This window comes from Sphingomonas sp. AP4-R1, from assembly GCF_013113735.1.
Taxonomy (GTDB): domain Bacteria; phylum Pseudomonadota; class Alphaproteobacteria; order Sphingomonadales; family Sphingomonadaceae; genus Sphingomonas_I.
Genome location: NZ_CP053346.1, coordinates 4,168,627 through 4,187,024, shown reverse-complemented (window position 1 = coordinate 4,187,024; position 18,398 = coordinate 4,168,627). Strand labels below are relative to the sequence as shown.

The following is an 18,398-nucleotide window of genomic DNA, read 5'->3' as shown; positions in this document are numbered from 1 at the left end:
AGCAGGAGGGGAGATCGAACGCGCTCACTTCTGCACCTCCACGAAATCGAGACGGCACAGGCGCTCCATCATCGGTCCCTGCCACTGGGGCGGGATCGGCTGGACCTTCATCGCCCAGGCCATGATGTCCACGTCCTGCTCCTCCAGAAACGCTTCGAACCAGGCGATGTCGGCGTCGCTCCAGTCCTGCGCGCACTGGTCGTAGAAGCCACCGATCATCAGATCGGCTTCCTTCGTGCCGCGATGCCAGGCGCGGAAACGCAGGCGCTTGAGGCGGGTGTCGCGGTCCATCTTCGTCCAATGCGGAATGGCCGGCAGCCGCTGCGCGACGCCGGTGAGGTGGGGTGAAGGCTGGCATCTAGGAGCCACGCGCGCGGGAGACAATGGCCGGTTGGGGCGACGAGGGGATACGGGGGGAAGCCGGCCCGCGCTCGAGGGCCCTCCGCAACGGTTGCGTCCGCACCGTCCCGCGCGTACAAAATACGCGGCTTCTATCGCCGGGACCCGCCCATGATACCCTTTCTCGCCGTCGCCTTGTCGCTGGCATCGTTGCCGTCCGTTTCGGGCGACTTCGATCATGACGGCAAGCGCGACACGGCCGAGGTGGTGAAGGCGGCCGAGGGCTACAAGCTGCTGCTCCGGCGCGGCGCGGCGCTGGGCAAGCCGCTGACCTTGATGTCGCTGGCGGATCCGGCCAATTTCTACCTCGGCACCGCGCAGAGCGGCGAGTTCGCGACGGCCTGCGGCAAGGGCTTTGGCGCGCGCGGCATGCGCTGCAATCGTCCGCGCGTGACGCTCAAGGGCAACGAACTCGCCTTCGGCTTTCGCGAGGCATCGGACGGCGTGGCCATCTGGAAGGGCGGCCGCTTCGATCTCGTCTGGCTGACCGACTGACCGCAACAGGCTTGGGCAGCGCTTGCGGCCGGACATACTTCACCCGCTCTTCACTGAAATCGAGGCCCTGAAAGGCGTCGGACCCGCGCTCGCCAGGCCGCTCGGCCGGCTCGGGCTCGCGAAGGTGCGCGATCTGCTGTTCCACCTGCCGACCGGTTGGATCGACCGGAAGACGGTGACGGAACTGGACGAGGCCGATGTCGGCCAGATCGTGACGACGGTGGTGACGCCGACCGACTATCGCTTCGGCGGATCGGCGCGTGCGCCCGCCCGCGTCGTGGCGATGGACGCGGCCGACAACACGGTGGCGCTGGTCTTCTTCGGCGGCGGCTCCGGCTATGCGAAGAAACTGTTGCCGCTGGGCGAGCCGCGCGCGATCAGCGGCAAGCTGGAGCGCTACGATCAGTGGCTCCAGATCGTCCACCCTGAGGTGATGGCGCCCGACGAGGCGAAGGCGCTGCCCGAGCGCGAGGCCGTCTACCCGCTGTCCGAAGGGCTCACCGGCAAGAGGCTCGCCGCTTTGATCCAGACTGCGGAAGAGCGGATGCCCGATCTGCCCGAATGGATCGAGCCGAGCCTGCTCGCGCGCCACGGCTGGCCGGACTGGCGCGACGCAGTCACGCGCATCCACGCCGATCCGTCCGAGCGGATCGTGCGCGAGCGGCTGGCCTATGACGAACTGTTCGCCAACCAGCTCGCCTTGATGCTGGTGCGTGCCAGCTCCCGGCGGCGGCGCGGCAATCCTCTGGTGGGCGACGGGCGGCTGCGCGATGCGCTGAAACTGCCTTATTCGCCCACGGGCGCGCAGGCGCGATCGATGCGCGAGATCGAGGGTGACCTCGCCCAGTCCGCGCCGATGCTGCGCCTGCTGCAGGGCGATGTCGGCGCGGGCAAGACTTTGGTGGCGCTGATGGCGATGCTGGTGGCGGTGGAGGCGGGCGCGCAGGCGGCGATGCTGGCACCGACCGAGATCCTCGCGCGCCAGCATTATGACACGCTCTCGCGCCAGCTGGCGGGCCTGCCCGTCAACATCGCGGTGCTGACCGGGCGCGACAAGGGCCGTGCGCGCGAGGCGACGATGATGGGCCTCGCCGACGGATCGATCCACATCCTCGTCGGCACGCACGCGATCTTCCAGGAGGCCGTCGCCTATCGCCATCTGGGGTTGGTGGTGATCGACGAGCAGCATCGCTTCGGCGTCGCCCAGCGCATGCTGCTGACGCAGAAGGCGGAGCGCCCCCCGCATCTGCTGGCGATGACCGCGACGCCGATCCCGCGCACGCTGACGCTCAGCCAATATGGCGAGATGGACGTGAGCCGCCTCGACGAGCGCCCGCCGGGGCGCCAGCCGATCGAGACGCGGGTGATCTCCGAAGAGCGGCTCGGCGAGGTGGTCGACGGGCTCGGGCGTCATCTGGCGGCCGGGGGGCAGGCCTATTGGGTCTGTCCGCTGGTCGAGGAGAATGAGGCGAGCGACCTCGCCGCCGCCGAAAGCCGCGCGATCATGCTGAAGGCGCGCTTCGGCGAGACGGTCGGGCTGATCCACGGCCGCATGAAGGGACCGGAGAAGGATCAGGTGATGGAAGCCTTTTCGACCGGCCGCCTCGGCGTGCTGGTCGCCACCACCGTGATCGAGGTGGGCGTGGACGTGCCCAATTCCACCTTGATGATCATCGAGCATGCCGATCGCTTCGGCCTCGCCCAGCTCCACCAGTTGCGCGGGCGCGTGGGGCGGGGCGAGGGGCGCTCGGTCTGCATCCTGCTGCGCGGCGGGCAATTGGGCGAGACGGCGCGTGCGCGCCTCGCTCTGCTGCGCGAGAGCAATGACGGCTTCCGCATCGCGGAGGAGGATCTGCGCCTGCGCGGTGCGGGCGAGATATTGGGCACGCGCCAGTCGGGCGAGGCGGCGTTCCGGCTCGCCAGCCCCGAACAGGTGCAGGCGTTGATCGAGGTGGCGAGCGATGACGCCCGCCTCCTCGTTGATCGCGACGGCGGGCTGGAAGGGCCGCGCGGCCAGGCCGCCCGGATCGCTCTCTATCTTTTCGAGCGGGATGCCGCCGTGGGGCTGCTGCACTCCGGCTGAGTGACAGGCGTTTCCGTACTCCGGCGAAAGCCGGAGTCCAGGGCCGCAAGCGTGCCGCCCGCAGCTCTGGGCTCCTGCGTCCGCAGGAGCACGGTGGGGCTTATATCTGGCCCCGGCTGCTTCTCATTGGCCACACTTCGACACGTTCCCGTGTCTCAGCATTGCTGGTGTGTGGCTTTGCGGCGTTTATTTTTCTCAGAGTTTCCAGCTCAGTAGGAATGCTTGCGCTGCAGTGCAGCATGGTTGGCAGAGAGGCCCTCATACCCGATATCGTCGCTACACCTGCCGCTTGAGCCGGTGATTGGAGAGGATGCCTGTCGCTTCCCGGCGAACGGCCATTCGCCGCGATGCCTCCGTCGCGGCGCAGACTCAGGCCGGAGTATGGTTGCATGACCCTTACCGCCGCCCGCCGTACGCATTGGCGCGCGATGCTCGTCGTCGCCACGTTGTTCGTGGGTGTCGCCTTGCTGTTCGCGTCGCACGTGACGGAAACGCCGCAGACGATGATCGCGGCCTCGCGCGCGGCGCTGATGTTCGGCCTGATCGGTCTGCGCTTCGTGGCCTTCGGTGCCGTCGAAGAAGCGGAAGGCGCACCTGACGGCGATCACGCCGAAGACGGCGCCGATGGGCGTTGATCTCCCGATCCGGCGTGATGCCGCCAAACCTCTTCGTCGCCCGCTGCCCCGCGCGATCCTCACCCTGTTGCCGCCTGGTCCCAAATCCATGATTCTGAATCGTATTCCCCGTATCCGCCAGATCTTCACGGAGATCTGGAAAGTCCTCGGCGCGTTGTTCCTGTGGGACGTGATCGTCACGGCCTTCTATTTCATCATGCCGTTCCATGCGCCGGCGCTGCCGCTCACCCTGTTCGGCACGGTGCTGGCGCTGTTCCTCGGCTTCAAGAGCAACTCGGCCTATCAGCGCTGGTGGGAAGGGCGCATCCTGTGGGGCGCGATGGTCAATGCATCGCGCAGCCTGGCACGCGCGTCCAGCACGTTTCTGGAAGGGGGCGGCGCGGCGACGCACGATCTGCGGCGTACGATCATTCTGCGCCAGATCGCCTATGTCCATGCGCTGCGCTGCCAGTTGCGGCGGCAGGATCCCGCGCCGGACGTGCTGCGGATGCTGAGCCCGGAGGAGGCGCAGGAGGGGCTCAGCCGCGCCAACGTCGCCAACGGCCTGCTCGACGGCACCGGCCGCCGGTTCGCGCAGGCGCAGCGGCAGGGGCATATCGACACGATCCAGCAGTCGCGCATCGAAAGCCTGCTGATCGACATGGCCAACGCGCAGGGCGGCATGGAGCGGATCAAGAATACGCCGCTGCCGAACGGCTACCGCTTCTTCCCGGAATTCTTCACGCGCCTGTTCTGCGTGCTGCTGCCGATCGGGCTGGTCGAGACGCTGGGCATCGCCACGCCGGTGGGATCGACGGTGGCGGGCATCATGTTTCTCGCCGCGCTCCGGATCGGTGATGATCTGGTCGACCCCTTCGCCAATGCAGTTCATGACGTGCCGTTGAGTGCGATCTGCCGGACGATCGAGATCGATCTGCTGCAGGGCATCGGCGATCCCGCGCCGCCGCCGGCCCAGCCGGTGAACGGGGTGCTCTGGTAAGGCCGCGGGAGTATCGAGAGGCAAAGGATCGAGCACCCGTCCTTCGTCATTGCGTCTCTACGCTCGCGATGACGAAGGTTAGGCTCCGTCGCGCGGCCGCCGCTCGTGAAACAGATGCGTCGCCATCGTCGCTCCCAGTATCGGGGCGATGAGGTTCACGATCGGCAGCAGGAAGATGGCGGTGATGACGATCCCGATCGCCGCCCGCTCCGCGCGGGTCGAGCGCAGCCAGCGGCCGCTTTCGACGGCGGGCCTGTGCCGCGCGGCGACCATCTCGCCGAAATCGCGGCCGATCGCGACGCCGTTGACGATCACGAACAGGATGATCGGGCCGATGCCGGTGAACAGCAGCAGCAGATAGAAGGGCAGCGCCACGATATTGTAGAGCAGCAGCCGCACCGCGGAGCGCAGGCCGAGCAGCAGCGCGCCCAGCACGCCGACCGGCCGCGCGATCGCGGCGGCCGAGGGATAATGGATCGTCTCGACGGCGGATACGACCCGGTCCGAATAGGCCGCGATCACGCCGAGCGCGACGGCCGGGAACAGGAGCCAGATGCCGAGCCCGGTGAGGAGCAGGGCGCCGAGCCCGCTGGCGGACGCGCCCAGCTCGCAGCTTTGCATGCTCATCAGGCTGCACGGATCGGCACCATCGAGCGCCCAGAGGGCGAGGATGCCGAGCCCGACGAAGATCAGCAACGTCGCGAACAGCGAGCGGAACAGGATCGCGACGATCTGCGGCCGCGCGAGATCGGCGAGCGAAAGGGGCAGGGAACGCAACACCGAAAGGAAATGGCTGTGGATGGGCGTGGTTCCGGCGAGAGCTGTACGCGAGACCCGTTCCGCCGTTCATCCCGAGCGAAGTCGATGGACGGGCTTCTGGCCCCATCGTTTGCAGCCCGTGCTTCGACAGGCTCAGCACGAACGGCTTCTTTAAGGTACCGAGGCTACAGCAGGATCCCGTGATGCGGATGGAGGGGGGGTGGCGCCTCCCGGCCGAGCGATTGCAGCAGATTGGCCTCGATCGTCCGGCACATGGCGGACAGGGGCAGATCGTGGACGGTGTTGGCGAACGGGTCCGTCAGATCGTCTCCGATCGCGAAGACCGCGAGGAACATCAGCCCCGCCAGCGTCGAGCCGACCGGAGTGGCGATGCCCAGCGTCTCCACCAGCCCGACGGGCAGCAGCAGGCAGAACAGGCGGGTGAAGAGCGCGGGCACGAAGCGATACTGGTTGGGCAGCGGCGTGTTCTTCAGCCGCTCCATCCCGCCCTGCGCGTTGGCGATATCGATCAGCACGGCATCGAGATGGGTTTGCTTGATCGAATCGATCCGGCCTTCGTCGGAGGCGGCCGCCACGCGCACGCCGATATTCTCGAGCAGGCTGTTGGCCGGATTCTGCGTCGAGAGCAGGTGATCGATCCCGTCGGCCGGCAGGAAATCGCGCACCTTGCCGTCGAGCGGCTGGCGGCGGAGCTGGCAGCGCAGCGCATGCACATAGGCGATCTGCTGCAGGACGATCGCCTGCGCGCGCGGATCGTCCCGGCCGAGGAAGGCGATCACGTTGCGCGTCAGGCTGCGCGAGGCGTTGATGAGCGCCCCCCACAGCACGCGCCCCTCCCACCAGCGCTGATAGGCCGAATTGCTGCGGAAGCCGAGGAACAGCGCGAGCGCCGTGCCGAACAAGGTGAGCGGCAGTTCGGGCGCGTGGAAGGGCGAATAGAGATAGAAGCCGGTGACGGCCACGTCCCACACGAACAGCCCTGCCAGCGGGCGCCATATCTCGCGCACGATCGTCTTGAAGTTGGGAACGCCGTCGACGATCATGGCGGGGTTTCCTCTAGCGCGTCAGCAGCGCGTGGCGCTTCTTGCCCAGGCTGATCTTCACGTTGGCATCGGCCTCCAGCTGGATCTGGAACGTGTCGTCCTTGATCGGCAGATCGTTCAGGCGAACCGCGCCCTCCGCGATCTTGCGGCGCGCCTCGCCGTTGGATCCGGCGAGGCCCAGCACGGTGAGCGCCTGGATGATGCCGATCGATCCGGTGGGAACCGAAAGCTTCGGAAGCGCGTCACCCGCGCCACCTTCCTCGAACGTGGCGCGCGCGGTGGCGGCGGCGACGGACGCCGCGCCCTTGCCGCGACACAGAGCGGTGGCTTCGTCCGCCAGCACCTTCTTCGCTTCATTGATCTCGGCGCCCTGCAGCGCCTCCAGCTTGGCGATTTCATGCAGCGGCAGGTCGGTGAACAGGCGCAGGAAGCGGCCCACGTCGCGATCGTCGGTGTTGCGCCAGAACTGCCAGTAATCGAAGTGCGGCAGCTGATCCTCGTGCAGCCAGATGGCGCCCGCCATCGTCTTGCCCATCTTGCCGCCATCGGCCGTGGTGATCAGCGGCGTGGTGACGCCGAACACCTCGGTGCCGTCCATGCGGCGCGACAGCTCGATCCCGTTGACGATATTGCCCCACTGGTCCGATCCGCCCATCTGCAGGCGGCAGCCGGCGCGACGCGACAGCTCCAGGAAATCATAGGCCTGGAGGATCATGTAGTTGAATTCAAGGAAGCTCAACGACTGTTCGCGATCCAGCCGGAGCTTGACCGAGTCAAAGCTCAGCATCCGGTTGACCGAGAAATGCTGGCCGACGTCACGCAGGAAGGGAATATATTCCAGCGCATCCAGCCAATCGGCATTGTTGACCATCACCGCATCGGACGGACCGTCGCCGAACGTGAGGAAGCGTTCGAAGATGCGCTTGATCGAGGCGACATTGGTCGCGATTCCGTCCTCGGCCAGCAGCTTGCGCGCCTCGTCCTTGAAGCTCGGATCGCCGATCTTCCCGGTGCCGCCGCCCATCAGCACGATCGGCTTGTGGCCGGTCTGCTGCATCCGGCGCAACAGCATGATCTGCACCAGCGAACCCACGTGCAGCGAAGGCGCGGTCGGATCGAAGCCGATATAGCCGGGCACCACCTGCTTCGACGCCAGCGCATCGAGCGCCGCCGGATCGGTGACCTGATGGATATAGCCACGCTCGTCGAGCAGGCGGAGGAGATCGGACTGGAAGTGTGACATTGCGGGGCGCGCCTAGCATGGCGACGCGAGGGTTGCGAGCCGTGGATAGCGGCGGGATGAAAGACCGCCGGGCTTTGCGACGATCCGTATTCCACCCGCTTTAAAAATGACGGCCAGCCCACGAGATAGGAAGCGGGCGATCGCCATGCGCCCCTCCGGCATCCCATCGCCGCCGGGCTACGAGACGGGGAAGATGGACGGTATCGACGAGCTTCAGCCCCTGTCCCGCCTTTCGGGGGCGTTGGCCGACAAGGGCTATGTGCATCTCGACGCCCGCGATTTTCGATCGCTGGCGGGCGCGCAGGATCCGGCGGAATTCGCGTCGTTCGCGGCCATGTGGAGCGATATGCCGCTGGACGATCATATGGCGGATGGCGGGCGCTATCGTCGGCGGCGCCATGCGGCGTTCCGCGCGCAGGGTGGGGGCCTGATCCGCAAGCCGCATCAGGCGCATTTCCAGAGCAAGGATCATAATCCGCTGAACGGCGATCGGCAGCGCTGGTTCGCGCCCGTTCACGACGCCTTCGTCGCGCATCCGATCGCGCAGCGGCTGTTCGCGCTCTGCACGCCGCTCTTCGCATCGATCGAAGGCGGCTATCCCGCGCGGTGCTGGGACGTGGAGCTTCACCAGTTCCGGATCGAGGCGCGCGGCGGCGCGCTCGGGCTGCCGACGCCGGAGGGCATGCATCGTGACGGTGTCGACTGGGTTCTGGTGATGCTGACCGGGCGGACCAATGTCGATGCGGGCACCACGCGGATCATCGACGAGGCGGGCCGGCGCGACAGCTTCACCCTGACCGAGCCCGGCGAGGCCGTGCTGCTGGACGACAGGCGGATCCGGCACGGCGTGACCGCCATCCGCGCGCTGGATCCCGCTCTGCCCGCGCATCGGGACGTGCTGGTGGTGACCTGGCGGGCCGCCTGATCGGGATGGGCCGGCCGCCGCGTCAGCGCGGCGGATGCAGCGATTCGACCAGTTCGACCACCTCGAAATCGTAGCGCACCCAGCCGCGCTGGCGGGCGGCATCGGCCGTCGCCGCCTTCTTGCCGGTCGCCTCCTTCAGCGATTTGGAATGACCCCAGAAAACTTCGGTGGCGCCATCCGCCAGATGCGCGACGATCCGCCAATAATGGGTGAAAGGCGAGGCGGTCGGCCCGATCGTTTTCACATAGCCATCGGCCATCGTGGCGGTGAGATAGCGTTTGCTCTTGGCCATGCGGTGCTCGTGTCGCCGGGGCGGAGAAAGCCGGGTCGATCGTGAACTGGTGGGTCCGCCGGGATTCGAACCCGGGACCTCTCGATTAAAAGTCGCTTGCTCTACCGACTGAGCTACGGACCCACCGAAGCCCGCCCCTAGGGGAGGTGCCTAGCGGCGGTCAACCGCGCATGGGCATGGACGATCTTTCTTGTGGTGCCCGCGATCGTCCAGTGCGGCGCTATGCGGACGAGCGGATCCAGCACGAAGCGCCGCTTTTCCAGCCAGATATGGGGGATTTCCAGCTTCGGATGGCGCGATCGCCAGCGGCCGCCGGACCAGAGCAAGATATCGAGATCCAGCACGCGCGCGCCCCATCTTTTTCCGCGCCGCCGCCCGAAATCGCGTTCGATCCGCTTGAGCCGGGCGAGCAAAGCGGGGGGCAGAAGCTCCGTCTCGATCGTGGCGGCGGCGTTGGCGAAGCGGCGCCCGCGATCGCCGACGGCGGCCGTGGCGATGATGGGCGAGAAAGCGGTGAGGCGGATGTCGTCGCCCAGCGCGGCGGCGGCGGCGCGCAGGATCGCCTCGGGACTGCCATGGCGGCCGTGGCGGCGGTTCGAGCCGAGGGCGATTGCGTAACGGTGCATGGCGGCCGGGTAGCGAGGCCGAGGGCGTGCGTCATGCGGGATTTGGGGCGGAGTAGGGAGTGGTCGGGCGGCCTGCATCCGGGTAGCGGGGCATCATGACCCTTGCCGTTGCCGAACCTTCATCCGATTGCCCGCTCTGTCCGCGCCTTGTCGCGTTTCGGGAGGAGCAGCGTGCGGCGCATCCCGACTGGTTCAATGCGCCGGTGCCCTCGTTCGGCGATCCGGATGCATGGCTGGCGATCGTCGGGCTTGCGCCGGGGATGCAGGGCGCCAATCGCACGGGGCGGCCGTTCACCGGCGACCGGTCCGGGCCGTTGCTCTACGAGACGTTGCTCAAGCTGGGGCTGGCCAGCGGCGAATATCTCGCGGCGCCCGATGACGGGCTTACGCTGAATGGCGCGATCATCGTCAATGCGGTGCGGTGCCTGCCGCCGCAGAACAAGCCGACGCCGGAAGAGATGCGGACCTGTCGCCCCTTCCTAGAGCGCGATCTGGAGACGTTGCCCAGATTGCGCGTGGTGCTGGCGCTCGGCCAGATCGCGCACCAGGCGGCGGTGAAGGCACTGGGTGGGCGGCTGCCCAAGGCGCCGTTCGGCCACGGCAACGTGCATCGGATGCCGAGCGGGATGCTGCTGCTCGATAGCTATCACTGCTCGCGCTACAACCAGAATACCGGCGTGCTGACGGCGGAGATGCTGGAAGCGGTGTTCGCGCAGGCGATCGAGCTGAGTGCCGATCCGCGCTAAAATTCCGCGCGTCCTGAGCCTGTCGAAGGACCGTCCTTTTCTTTGCCAAAGCGGGAAGGACAGTGCTTCGACAGGCTCAGCACGAACGGAGGGGGAAGGGCCGCGCCCTCAGATGTCCTGCGCCAGCCGCCCGTACAGTTCCGGCCGGCGATCGCGGAAGAAACCGAAGGCGGCGCGGTGGCGCTTGGCCAGATCGATGTCGAGCGTCGCGACCAGCACGCCCGTCTCGGTCGCGCCGAATTCGGCCAGCAGATCGCCGCGCTGATCGCAGATGAAGCTGTGGCCGTAGAAGGTCTGGCCATGCTCGGTGCCGATCCGGTTGGCGGCGACCACGGGCACGACGTTCGACACGGCATGGCCGATCATCGCGCGGCGCCACAGGCGGGACGTGTCGAGCGAGGGATCGTGCGGTTCGTTGCCGATCGCGGTGGGGTAGAACAGCACCTCCGCGCCCATCAGCATCATCGCGCGCGCGGTTTCGGGATACCATTGATCCCAGCACACGCCGACGCCGATCATGGTATCGGCGGCAGGCCAGGTCTTGAAGCCGGTATTGCCCGGGCGGAAGTAGAATTTCTCTTCATAGCCGGGGCCGTCGGGAATGTGGCTCTTGCGATAGACGCCCTGAATTTTGCCGTCCGGGCCGATCATCGCGAGGCTGTTGTAGTGATGCGGGCCGTCCGCCTCGAAGAAGCTGGTCGGGATCGTCACGTTCAACTCGGCGGCGAGCTTCTGCATCGCCTTCACCGAGTCATGCTCGGCGGTGGGCTTGGCCGTGGCGAACAGGCCCTCATCCTCGACGCGGCAGAAATATTCGCCCTCGAACAGCTCCGGCGGCAGGATCACCTGCGCGCCCTTGCCAGCCGCCTCGCGCACGAGATCGGACACGGCGGCGATATTCTGGTGAATGTCGTTCGTGAAAGCGAGTTGCAGGGCGGCGACGGTAATTTCGGTCATGTCGGGGGTCAGAGCCTCACACCAAAGCGGGCAGCGATGCCAATGGTCAGCAGATAGAGCAGGAATGTGACGAGACAACCGGCCGCGACGATCGGCCAGAAACCGATGCCGTGGCGCAGCCCCGCCGGGATGAGCAGGAACATAGGAAGCGAGGGGAGGACATACCAGAAGGTGGCCTCCACATGCGCCGCCAGCCGCTCCGCATCATGCGTATCGCGCCACAGCCAGATCATCGCCAGCAGCGAGACGATCGGCAGCGACGCGACGAGCGCGCCGAACGCGGGGCTCCTGCGGGCGATGAGCGCGACGAGCGCCACGATCAGGCCCGAGAGGAGCGCGCGGACGGCGAGCGCGGTCATCAGCGGCGCGGAATCTGCTGGCTGATGCAGTGCAGGCTGCCGCCACCCGTGAGGATATGATCCGCGCGCACGCCGATCGCCTCGCGGTCGGGGAAGAGCGCGCCGATCGCGGCGACGGCGGCGTCGTCATTGGGCGCGCCATAGAGCGGCACCACGACGGCGGCATTGCCGATATAGAAGTTCATATAGGAAGCGGGCACCATCTCCCCGTCGCGCTCGACGAGGCCGGGGGAGGGGATCGTCACCACCTCGACGCCGAAGGCGCGGGCGCGGTCGGCCGCGTCGCGATAGACGTCCGCATTGGGATCGTCCTCGCCGGCCGGCTCGGGCAGCGCCAGCCGGTTCGGGCCGACGAAGCGGGCGAGATTGTCGACATGGCCGTCGGTGTGATCCTCGGCGAGGCCATGGCCCAGCCACAGGATGCGATCGAGGCCGAGATCGGCGGCGAGGCGGCGTTCCAGATCGGCGCGCAACAGGCCGGGATTGCGGTTCGGATTGAGCAGGCACTGTTCCGTGGTGACGGCGAGGCCGGTGCCGTCCACGTCGATCGCGCCTCCTTCCAATACCCAGTCGGCCGCCTTGGGCTCCAGATCGAGCGAGGCGGCGAGGCGCGCGCCGATATCCTCGTCACCCGGCAGATGATATTTGCCGCCCCACCAGTTGAAGCGGAAGGTGGCGGCGCCGGTGTCGGTGCCGTCCATCACGATCAGCGGGCCGGTGTCGCGCAGCCAGATGTCGCCGAAGGGGGCCTCCACAACCACGACATCGCCCACCGCGCGCGCCGCCTCGGCGGCTTCGTCATGCGCGGCGACGAGGATCACGCGCTCGCCCTTGCCCCCGGCGCGCACCGCGCGGGCGAAGGCGGCGACTTCCGCGCGCGCGGGCTCCAGATCCTCTTCCCACAACTCGGCATGGCTCGGCCAGCCGATCCACACGGCATCGTGATCGGCCCATTCGGGCGGCTGGCGAAACGGCATGGCGAACTTCCTCGGGACGGTGAACTGGGAGGGCGGGAGATACGTGCGATCCGTTGCGGGTCAAGGACAGAGGGGCCGGGAGACGGTATCGACGCGATGGATTGGCCATTCAGTCTCCCCCCATTCGCTCGTCCTGAGCGAAGTCGAAGGACGGGCTTCTGGCGGTATCATTTGCAGCACGTGCTTCGACTGGCCGAAGGCCAGCCTGTCCTGAGCGCCTGCCTTGGCAGGTAGTCGAAGGGTTCAGGACGAACGGGATGTGAGGGGCACAAAAGCCTCTCGACCGAGTGGGCCTGTCGCAACGGACACAAGGCACGAAACCGATCGTTTCGGAACCGTCGGATGACGCGGCGGTTACAGGGGGGAAACCGAAGGAGTTTTCCGATGGCCGAGACTGACGGCACGACCGAGACGACCCCCGCCAAGACGCCGCCGCGTCGCCGCACGCGCGCGACCGCCGCCGCCAAGCCCGCCAAGGCGCGCGCGGCCAAGTCCACCACGGCCGAAAAGACGAAGGCGCCGGCCAAGCCGCGCCGCGCCGCGGCCAAGGCCGCTGCGAAGCCTGCGACGACGGCGAAGCCTGTTGCCAAGCGCACGGCCAAGCCGAAGGCCGAAACCGCCGCGAAGCCGACGCGCACGCGGGTTCTGGTGGGCGCGGCAGCGGCCGTGGCGGGCGTTGCGGCTGCGGCCGCTGCCGTCGTCAATCGCGCCAAGATCTCTAAGGCCGCGGGCAATGTCGCGGAGACGGTGACGAAGAAGATCGAGGCGATCCGCGGCGAGGAAAAGACGGCCGAGGACAAGCTGGCCAAGGAAATCGATAAGGCCTGATCCGGGGCTGGCGGAGCGGTGCGATCGCTCCTAGGCTAACAGGATGTCAGCCCCGACCAAGCCCGGCTTTCCGCTCGATCGCGGCGAGATTCGCCTCTTTCTGGCGACATGGGCGGCGGGGCTGGTCTTCTTTCTGGTGATGCTGGGCTGAGGCCTCTCAACACCGCTTCTTATCGTCATTGCGACCCCGGCCTTGAGCCGGGGTAAGCAATCCAGTCCCGCACTGTCGGAGCTGGATTGCTTCGCTGCGTTCGCAACGACGATCGCCTGAAGGTCAGCCCTTGCCGCATTCGGCTGCGTCATGCGCGTCGCAGGCGCAGTGCAGGCGCCAGGCCAGATAGGCCGCGAACAGGCACAGCACCGCCACGCTCGCCAGCGCGTCCTGCACGGGAACACCCATCGCCGCCATGCCGATCGCGATCACCGCGCCCAGCACCATCGCGCCGGAATTGACGATATTGTTCGCCGCCACCGTGCGCGCGGTATGGTCCACTTCCACGGTCGTCGTCAGGAACGCATAGAGCGGCACCACGAACATGCCGCCCGTCACCGAAATGGCGAAGAGCGCGACGATCGCCAGCGGCGCGCCGGGGTGGGAGACGAAATCCTTGAGATTGTAGAGTTCGCCGTCGGGCGCCGGGATCCAGTGGTGGGACGAAAAGCCCATCAGCAGCAGCGCGCCCGCCATCGCGATCACCGAGGCGGGGGCGAAGCGGGCCGAGACGCGGCCGGCCAGCAGCCGGTTGATCAGGACCGATCCGATCGCGACTCCGATCGAGAAGATGGCGAGGAACAGGCTGGCCACCTGCTTGTCCGCTGTGAACACGTTCTTCACGAGCGGCGGGAACTGGATGATCAGGATCGCGCCGATCATCCAGAAGAAGCTGATCGCGCAGATGGCGAGGAACAGCCGGCGGATGTGCATCGTCCCCGAGATCAATGTGATCGAGGAACGGATGATGTGCAGGTCCAGCTTCGGGCGCTCGCCCGGCGGCGGGGCGGGCGGCACGCTGCGCGACGTGGCGAACCCCAACAGCGCGATCACGATCACGAGGAATGCCGTCAGCCGCTCGTCGATCAGGCCGGCCAGGATCGTGCCGGCCAGGATCGCGCAATAGGTGCCGGCCTCGACCAGCCCGGTGCCGCCCAGCACCTCGTCGCACTCCAGATGCTGCGGCAGCAGCGCATATTTGATCGGGCCGAAGAAGGTGGAATGGATGCCCATGGCGAGGATCGCGGCCAGCATCAGCGGCACCATGCCCATCAGCAGCCCGGCGGCCCCCACGATCATGATCGCGATTTCGGCCAGCTTCACGAGGCGGATGATGCGCGCTTTGTCATGGGCGTCGGCCAGCTGGCCGGAGAGCGCGGAAAGCAGGAAGAAGGGGAGAATGAAGAGCCCGGTCGCCACCGCGTTGAAGGCGGCCTCCTTCTTCGGATCGGAATAGATGGTGTAGGTCGCAAACAGGACCATCGCCTGTTTGAACAGATTGTCGTTGAAGGCACCGAGGAACTGCGTCGCGAAGAGAGGCAGGAATCGTCGGGTGCCGAGCAGGCGGAACGATGGAGTCATATGGGGGGGTGTCGCGCCTGACATGGTGTCGCTATTCCGGGCCTCATAGCCGAACGAACACGTTTGCGCCAAATCAGGAAATATGACGGTATGAATGCGATCCCTCCGCAGCCCGTTCGGATCGAGACGGAGCGGCTGATCCTGCGCCTGCATCGGCCGGACGATCTGGCCGGTCGGCTGGCGATGACGAACGACGATGCCGTCGTGCGCTTCATCGGCGGCGAGACGCAGGACGAGGAGGAGAATTGGACGCGCATCCTGCGGTATAACGGCCATTGGGCCCTGTTCGGCTGGGGTGTCTTCGCGATCGAGGAGAAGGCCAGCGGCGCCTTCATCGGCGAGGCCGGGTTCGCGGATTTCCATCGCGGGCTGGGCGACGATTTCGATCCCTATCCCGAAGGCGCCTGGGTCTTTTCGGGGGCGGCGCAGGGCAAGGGTTACGCGACCGAGGTGATGGAGGCCGCGATCGCCTGGCGCGAACGCCGCTTCGGGCCTTCGCGGATGGTGTGCCTGATCGCGCACGAGAATCAGGCGTCGCTGCGGGTGGCGGCGAAGCTGGGATTCGCGCCCTTCGCCGAGCGGCGCTATCACGATGTGCAGCGGATCCTGCTGGCGCGACCGGAAGGTGATGGCGGCACGCGATGAGGGCAGGGGGCGCGGCCGAAAAGAGTGTGATTCGCCGCGTTTCCCGTGGTGCGAAGCGCTTCCTCCCGAGGCCAACAGGCTTTAGGGATATGGATCGATGCTGACGCTCCCGAACCTGCTCACGCTTTCCCGCATCTTCGCGATGCCGATTCTGGTCGCGTTGCTGTGGCGGCCGGGGCCGGCGGATTATGCCGTCGCCTTCGTGCTCTATCTGATCGTGGCCGTGACCGACTATTTCGACGGCTATCTGGCGCGCGCGCAGGGGACGGTGTCCAAGCTCGGCATCTTCCTCGATCCGATCGCGGACAAGATCATGGTCGCCACGGTGATCGTCCTGCTGATCTTCACGCGCGTGCTGGACGGGCTGCCCGTGATCGCCGGGCTCATCATCCTGCTGCGCGAGATCACGGTATCGGGCCTGCGCGAATTCCTGGCCGACCTGCGCGTCTCCTTGCCGGTGAGCCAACTCGCCAAGTGGAAGACCACGTTCCAGCTAGTGGCGCTGGGCGCGCTGATCCTCGCGGGCGCGATGCCGGCGACGCCCGCCGTCGGCTGGATCGGCCTGTTCTGCCTGTGGATGGCGGCGGGCCTCACGCTGGTGACCGGCTGGGATTATCTGCGCGTCGGCCTGAAGCACATGGATTGAGCGGACGAATCGTGCCTCTCCGGATTCTCTATTTCGCCTGGGTTCGCGAGCGGATCGGTCTCGATGGCGAAACCGTCGCCCCGCCCGACGAGGTCATCGATGTCGCGTCCCTGATCGGCTGGCTCGCCGGTCGGAGCGAGGCGCATGCCGCCGCGCTGAAGGATCGCGCACGGATTCGCGCCGCCGTCGACGATCAGTTCGCCACGCCCGAAACGGGCATCGCGGGCGCGCGCGAAGTGGCCCTGTTTCCCCCCGTCACGGGCGGATGATCAGCGTCCGCGTCCAGAGCGAACCGTTCGACCCCGGCGTCGAACTGGCCGCGCTGGAGGGGCTGGGCGGCGGCGGTATCGCCAGCTTCACGGGGGTCGTGCGGGGCGACGGCGGGCTGGTCGAACTGCTGCTGGAGCATCATCCCGGCATGACCGTCTCGGCGATGGAGGCGATCGCCGCCGAGGCCGCCGGGCGCTGGCCCCTGCTGGGCATCACGCTGATCCACCGCATCGGCGGGCTGGCGCCGGGCGAGCGGATCGTGTTCGTGGGAACCGCCTCCCGCCACCGTGCCGCCGCGCTGGAGGCTTGTGCTTTCCTCATCGATTGGCTCAAGACGGCCGCGCCGTTCTGGAAGCGCGAGCGCTTTGCGGACGGCGGCAGCCGATGGGTGGAAGCCCGCGCCGAGGATGACGAGGCGGCGGCGCGCTGGCGCTGATCGGAACGCGGGGGATGGGGAACAAGGATGGGACAGACTGCGGGGTTTGCAGGCTGGCAGCTCGAGGATCTGCTGGCGTCGGTGGCCGATCAGGATCGCGCCGCTTTTGCAGAGCTTTACCGGCGCACCGCGCCGAAACTTTACGGCATCATGCTGCGTATCTTGGGTGAACCAGCCAAGACGGATGAAGCGGTGCAGGACGCATATGTACGAATCTGGCGGAGCGCGGGCGGCTATGATGCCGCGCGTGGGCGCCCGATCACGTGGCTGGCCACGATCGCCCGCAACATCGCGATCGACCGGCGCCGCGCCGAAATTTCGCGTGGGGCCGCGCAGACCGTCGACTATGATCTCGACCTGATCGCGCATCGCGGCGGCGAGGGCGCCACCAGCGAGGAGCTGGCGGCGCTGCGCGTCTGCCTCGAGCGGCTGGATCCCGAGCAGCGGCAGATGGTGGTCGCGGCCTATCTCGGCGGCGAAAGCCGCGAGGACCTGGCCGATCGCACCGGGCGCCCCGTGGGCACGATCAAGTCCTGGCTGCACCGCAGCCTCGCGCAGCTGAGGATGTGCCTGGGTGGCTGAGGAACCCTTTATCGACGAGGCCGGCGAGTTCGTGCTGGGCACGCTGCCGCCGGACGAGCGCCGCGACTTCCTGCGCCGGCTCGCGCGCGAGCCGGCCGCAGTGGATGCCGTGCTGGCGTGGCAGGAGCGGTTCGCGCCGCTGGCGCTGGCGATCGAGCCGGTCGATCCGCCGCGGGGACTGGAGCAGCGCGTGATGGACGCGATCGGCATCGCGCCCGTCGCCCGCCCGCGCGCCTCGAACGACAATCAGGCCGGGCGCTGGCGGATCGCCACGGCGGCTGCGTCCGTGGTGGCGCTGGTGGCGGCGGGTCTGGCCCTGCGTCCGCACGAAACCACGCTGCCGGTGCCGACGGTGAACCCCGGCGCGGTACAGCCGATCGCGCTGAATACGACGGCCGTCGCCGCGCTCAGCGCCGAGGGCCAGACGCCGGGCCTGTTCGTCACCTATGACAAGGTGAGCGGGCGGATGCGGATCATCCCGGTCGGCCTGACGCCGGACGAGGCGCACAGCTACGAATTGTGGCTGATCGAGGGGAAGAATGCGCCCAAGCCGATGGGCCTGGTCGATGCCAAGCTCGGGGCGGATCGCCGCGTGGGCAGCAATGTGACGACGGGCGCCACCTTCGCCATCTCGCGCGAGCCCGTCGGCGGTTCGCCTACGGGCGCGCCCACGGGGCCGGTGCTGTTCTCGGGTCCGCTCGTCTCGATCGCACCGGCCGCCTGAGGCGGCAGGCTGATTCAATCCGATCCTGTTTCAAGCAGGATGCGTGGTGACATCCCGCGCAAAAGACAGCGGCGCGTCAGACGCGTCGCTGTCTTTCTCGGCCATCGGCCTCGCACATCACGCAACTCAACGACCGGAACGCTACGCCACTCGAA

At 67.4% G+C, this 18,398-nt stretch carries 23 protein-coding genes and 1 tRNA gene; 13 read left to right on the top strand and 11 right to left on the bottom strand.

Annotated features, from left to right (window positions below; translation table 11 throughout):
• Positions 1-24: 24 nt before the first annotated feature.
• Complete coding sequence (locus tag HL653_RS19145) at positions 25-291, bottom strand: succinate dehydrogenase assembly factor 2 (protein WP_171745922.1); 267 nt, start codon at positions 289-291, stop codon at positions 25-27.
• 219 nt (positions 292-510) lie between these two features.
• Here HL653_RS19145 and HL653_RS19140 point away from each other — a divergent pair, with 219 nt between their 5' ends.
• From HL653_RS19140 to HL653_RS19125, 4 genes are all read left to right on the top strand, one after another.
• Positions 511-894: a hypothetical protein gene (locus HL653_RS19140; RefSeq protein ID WP_171745921.1), complete on the top strand. Its 384-nt coding sequence runs from the start codon at positions 511-513 to the stop codon at positions 892-894.
• A gap of 22 nt (positions 895-916) precedes the next feature.
• On the top strand, positions 917-2,977 hold the full coding sequence (recG, locus tag HL653_RS19135; protein WP_171745920.1) for an ATP-dependent DNA helicase RecG: 2,061 nt from the start codon (positions 917-919) through the stop codon (positions 2,975-2,977).
• 389 nt (positions 2,978-3,366) lie between these two features.
• Positions 3,367-3,612, top strand: a complete 246-nt coding sequence (locus HL653_RS19130; protein ID WP_171745919.1) for a hypothetical protein — start codon at positions 3,367-3,369, stop codon at positions 3,610-3,612.
• 88 nt (positions 3,613-3,700) lie between these two features.
• Positions 3,701-4,591: a bestrophin family protein gene (locus HL653_RS19125; protein ID WP_171747117.1), complete on the top strand. Its 891-nt coding sequence runs from the start codon at positions 3,701-3,703 to the stop codon at positions 4,589-4,591.
• 78 nt (positions 4,592-4,669) lie between these two features.
• Here the strand turns inward: HL653_RS19125 and HL653_RS19120 are convergent, their stop codons facing one another.
• From HL653_RS19120 to tyrS, 3 genes are all read right to left on the bottom strand, one after another.
• A complete protein-coding gene (locus HL653_RS19120; RefSeq protein WP_171745918.1) occupies positions 4,670-5,371 on the bottom strand; it encodes an EI24 domain-containing protein in 702 nt (233 codons plus the stop codon).
• Positions 5,372-5,535: 164 nt separating this feature from the next.
• Positions 5,536-6,414: a bestrophin family protein gene (locus tag HL653_RS19115; RefSeq protein ID WP_171745917.1), complete on the bottom strand. Its 879-nt coding sequence runs from the start codon at positions 6,412-6,414 to the stop codon at positions 5,536-5,538.
• Positions 6,415-6,427: 13 nt separating this feature from the next.
• A complete protein-coding gene (gene tyrS, locus HL653_RS19110) occupies positions 6,428-7,657 on the bottom strand; it encodes a tyrosine--tRNA ligase (RefSeq protein ID WP_171745916.1) in 1,230 nt (409 codons plus the stop codon).
• A gap of 145 nt (positions 7,658-7,802) precedes the next feature.
• On the opposite strand from tyrS, the gene HL653_RS19105 reads away from it, so the two are divergent.
• On the top strand, positions 7,803-8,582 hold the full coding sequence (locus tag HL653_RS19105) for a 2OG-Fe dioxygenase family protein (RefSeq protein WP_216599899.1): 780 nt from the start codon (positions 7,803-7,805) through the stop codon (positions 8,580-8,582).
• A 22-nt stretch (positions 8,583-8,604) separates the two neighbouring features.
• On the opposite strand, the gene HL653_RS19100 is transcribed toward HL653_RS19105, so the two are convergent.
• The 3 genes from HL653_RS19100 to folK all read right to left on the bottom strand — a co-directional run bounded on the left by HL653_RS19100 (position 8,605) and on the right by folK (position 9,500).
• Complete coding sequence (locus tag HL653_RS19100) at positions 8,605-8,874, bottom strand: hypothetical protein (protein WP_171745915.1); 270 nt, start codon at positions 8,872-8,874, stop codon at positions 8,605-8,607.
• A gap of 47 nt (positions 8,875-8,921) precedes the next feature.
• A tRNA-Lys gene (locus HL653_RS19095) sits at positions 8,922-8,997 on the bottom strand.
• Positions 8,998-9,011: 14 nt separating this feature from the next.
• The gene (gene folK, locus HL653_RS19090) at positions 9,012-9,500 is read right to left on the bottom strand and encodes a 2-amino-4-hydroxy-6-hydroxymethyldihydropteridine diphosphokinase (RefSeq protein WP_171745914.1); all 489 of its coding nucleotides are present in this window, start codon (positions 9,498-9,500) and stop codon (positions 9,012-9,014) included.
• A 95-nt stretch (positions 9,501-9,595) separates the two neighbouring features.
• On the opposite strand from folK, the gene HL653_RS19085 reads away from it, so the two are divergent.
• Positions 9,596-10,246, top strand: a complete 651-nt coding sequence (locus HL653_RS19085) for a uracil-DNA glycosylase (protein ID WP_171745913.1) — start codon at positions 9,596-9,598, stop codon at positions 10,244-10,246.
• Between the two features lie 108 nt (positions 10,247-10,354).
• Here HL653_RS19085 and aguB read toward each other — a convergent pair whose 3' ends face one another.
• The 3 genes from aguB to HL653_RS19070 are packed head-to-tail and all read right to left on the bottom strand — an operon-like array spanning position 10,355 to position 12,539.
• Complete coding sequence (gene aguB / locus HL653_RS19080; RefSeq protein ID WP_171745912.1) at positions 10,355-11,203, bottom strand: N-carbamoylputrescine amidase; 849 nt, start codon at positions 11,201-11,203, stop codon at positions 10,355-10,357.
• Positions 11,204-11,211: 8 nt separating this feature from the next.
• Entirely contained in the window at positions 11,212-11,562 is a 351-nt protein-coding gene (locus tag HL653_RS19075) for a DUF3147 family protein (protein WP_171745911.1), read from the bottom strand.
• Positions 11,562-12,539, bottom strand: a complete 978-nt coding sequence (locus tag HL653_RS19070; protein WP_171745910.1) for an agmatine deiminase family protein — start codon at positions 12,537-12,539, stop codon at positions 11,562-11,564. The genes HL653_RS19075 and HL653_RS19070 overlap by 1 nt, the downstream gene beginning before the upstream one ends.
• 384 nt (positions 12,540-12,923) lie before the next feature.
• Here HL653_RS19070 and HL653_RS19065 point away from each other — a divergent pair, with 384 nt between their 5' ends.
• A complete protein-coding gene (locus HL653_RS19065; RefSeq protein WP_171742674.1) occupies positions 12,924-13,367 on the top strand; it encodes a histone in 444 nt (147 codons plus the stop codon).
• Between the two features lie 274 nt (positions 13,368-13,641).
• Here HL653_RS19065 and HL653_RS19060 read toward each other — a convergent pair whose 3' ends face one another.
• Entirely contained in the window at positions 13,642-14,940 is a 1,299-nt protein-coding gene (locus HL653_RS19060) for an MFS transporter (RefSeq protein ID WP_171745909.1), read from the bottom strand.
• Positions 14,941-15,030: 90 nt separating this feature from the next.
• Here HL653_RS19060 and HL653_RS19055 point away from each other — a divergent pair, with 90 nt between their 5' ends.
• The 6 genes from HL653_RS19055 to HL653_RS19030 all read left to right on the top strand — a co-directional run bounded on the left by HL653_RS19055 (position 15,031) and on the right by HL653_RS19030 (position 18,243).
• Entirely contained in the window at positions 15,031-15,585 is a 555-nt protein-coding gene (locus HL653_RS19055; protein WP_171745908.1) for a GNAT family N-acetyltransferase, read from the top strand.
• Between the two features lie 97 nt (positions 15,586-15,682).
• Positions 15,683-16,231, top strand: coding sequence for a CDP-diacylglycerol--glycerol-3-phosphate 3-phosphatidyltransferase (gene pgsA, locus HL653_RS19050; RefSeq protein ID WP_171745907.1), 549 nt, complete (start codon positions 15,683-15,685; stop codon positions 16,229-16,231).
• An 11-nt stretch (positions 16,232-16,242) separates the two neighbouring features.
• Complete coding sequence (gene moaD, locus HL653_RS19045) at positions 16,243-16,500, top strand: molybdopterin converting factor subunit 1 (RefSeq protein ID WP_171745906.1); 258 nt, start codon at positions 16,243-16,245, stop codon at positions 16,498-16,500.
• Positions 16,497-16,937, top strand: a complete 441-nt coding sequence (locus HL653_RS19040; protein ID WP_171745905.1) for a molybdenum cofactor biosynthesis protein MoaE — start codon at positions 16,497-16,499, stop codon at positions 16,935-16,937. Before moaD ends, HL653_RS19040 begins: the two co-directional genes overlap by 4 nt.
• A gap of 27 nt (positions 16,938-16,964) precedes the next feature.
• Entirely contained in the window at positions 16,965-17,519 is a 555-nt protein-coding gene (locus HL653_RS19035) for a sigma-70 family RNA polymerase sigma factor (RefSeq protein WP_171745904.1), read from the top strand.
• A complete protein-coding gene (locus HL653_RS19030; RefSeq protein ID WP_171745903.1) occupies positions 17,512-18,243 on the top strand; it encodes an anti-sigma factor in 732 nt (243 codons plus the stop codon). The genes HL653_RS19035 and HL653_RS19030 overlap by 8 nt, the downstream gene beginning before the upstream one ends.
• The last annotated feature ends 155 nt before the right edge of the window (positions 18,244-18,398 follow it).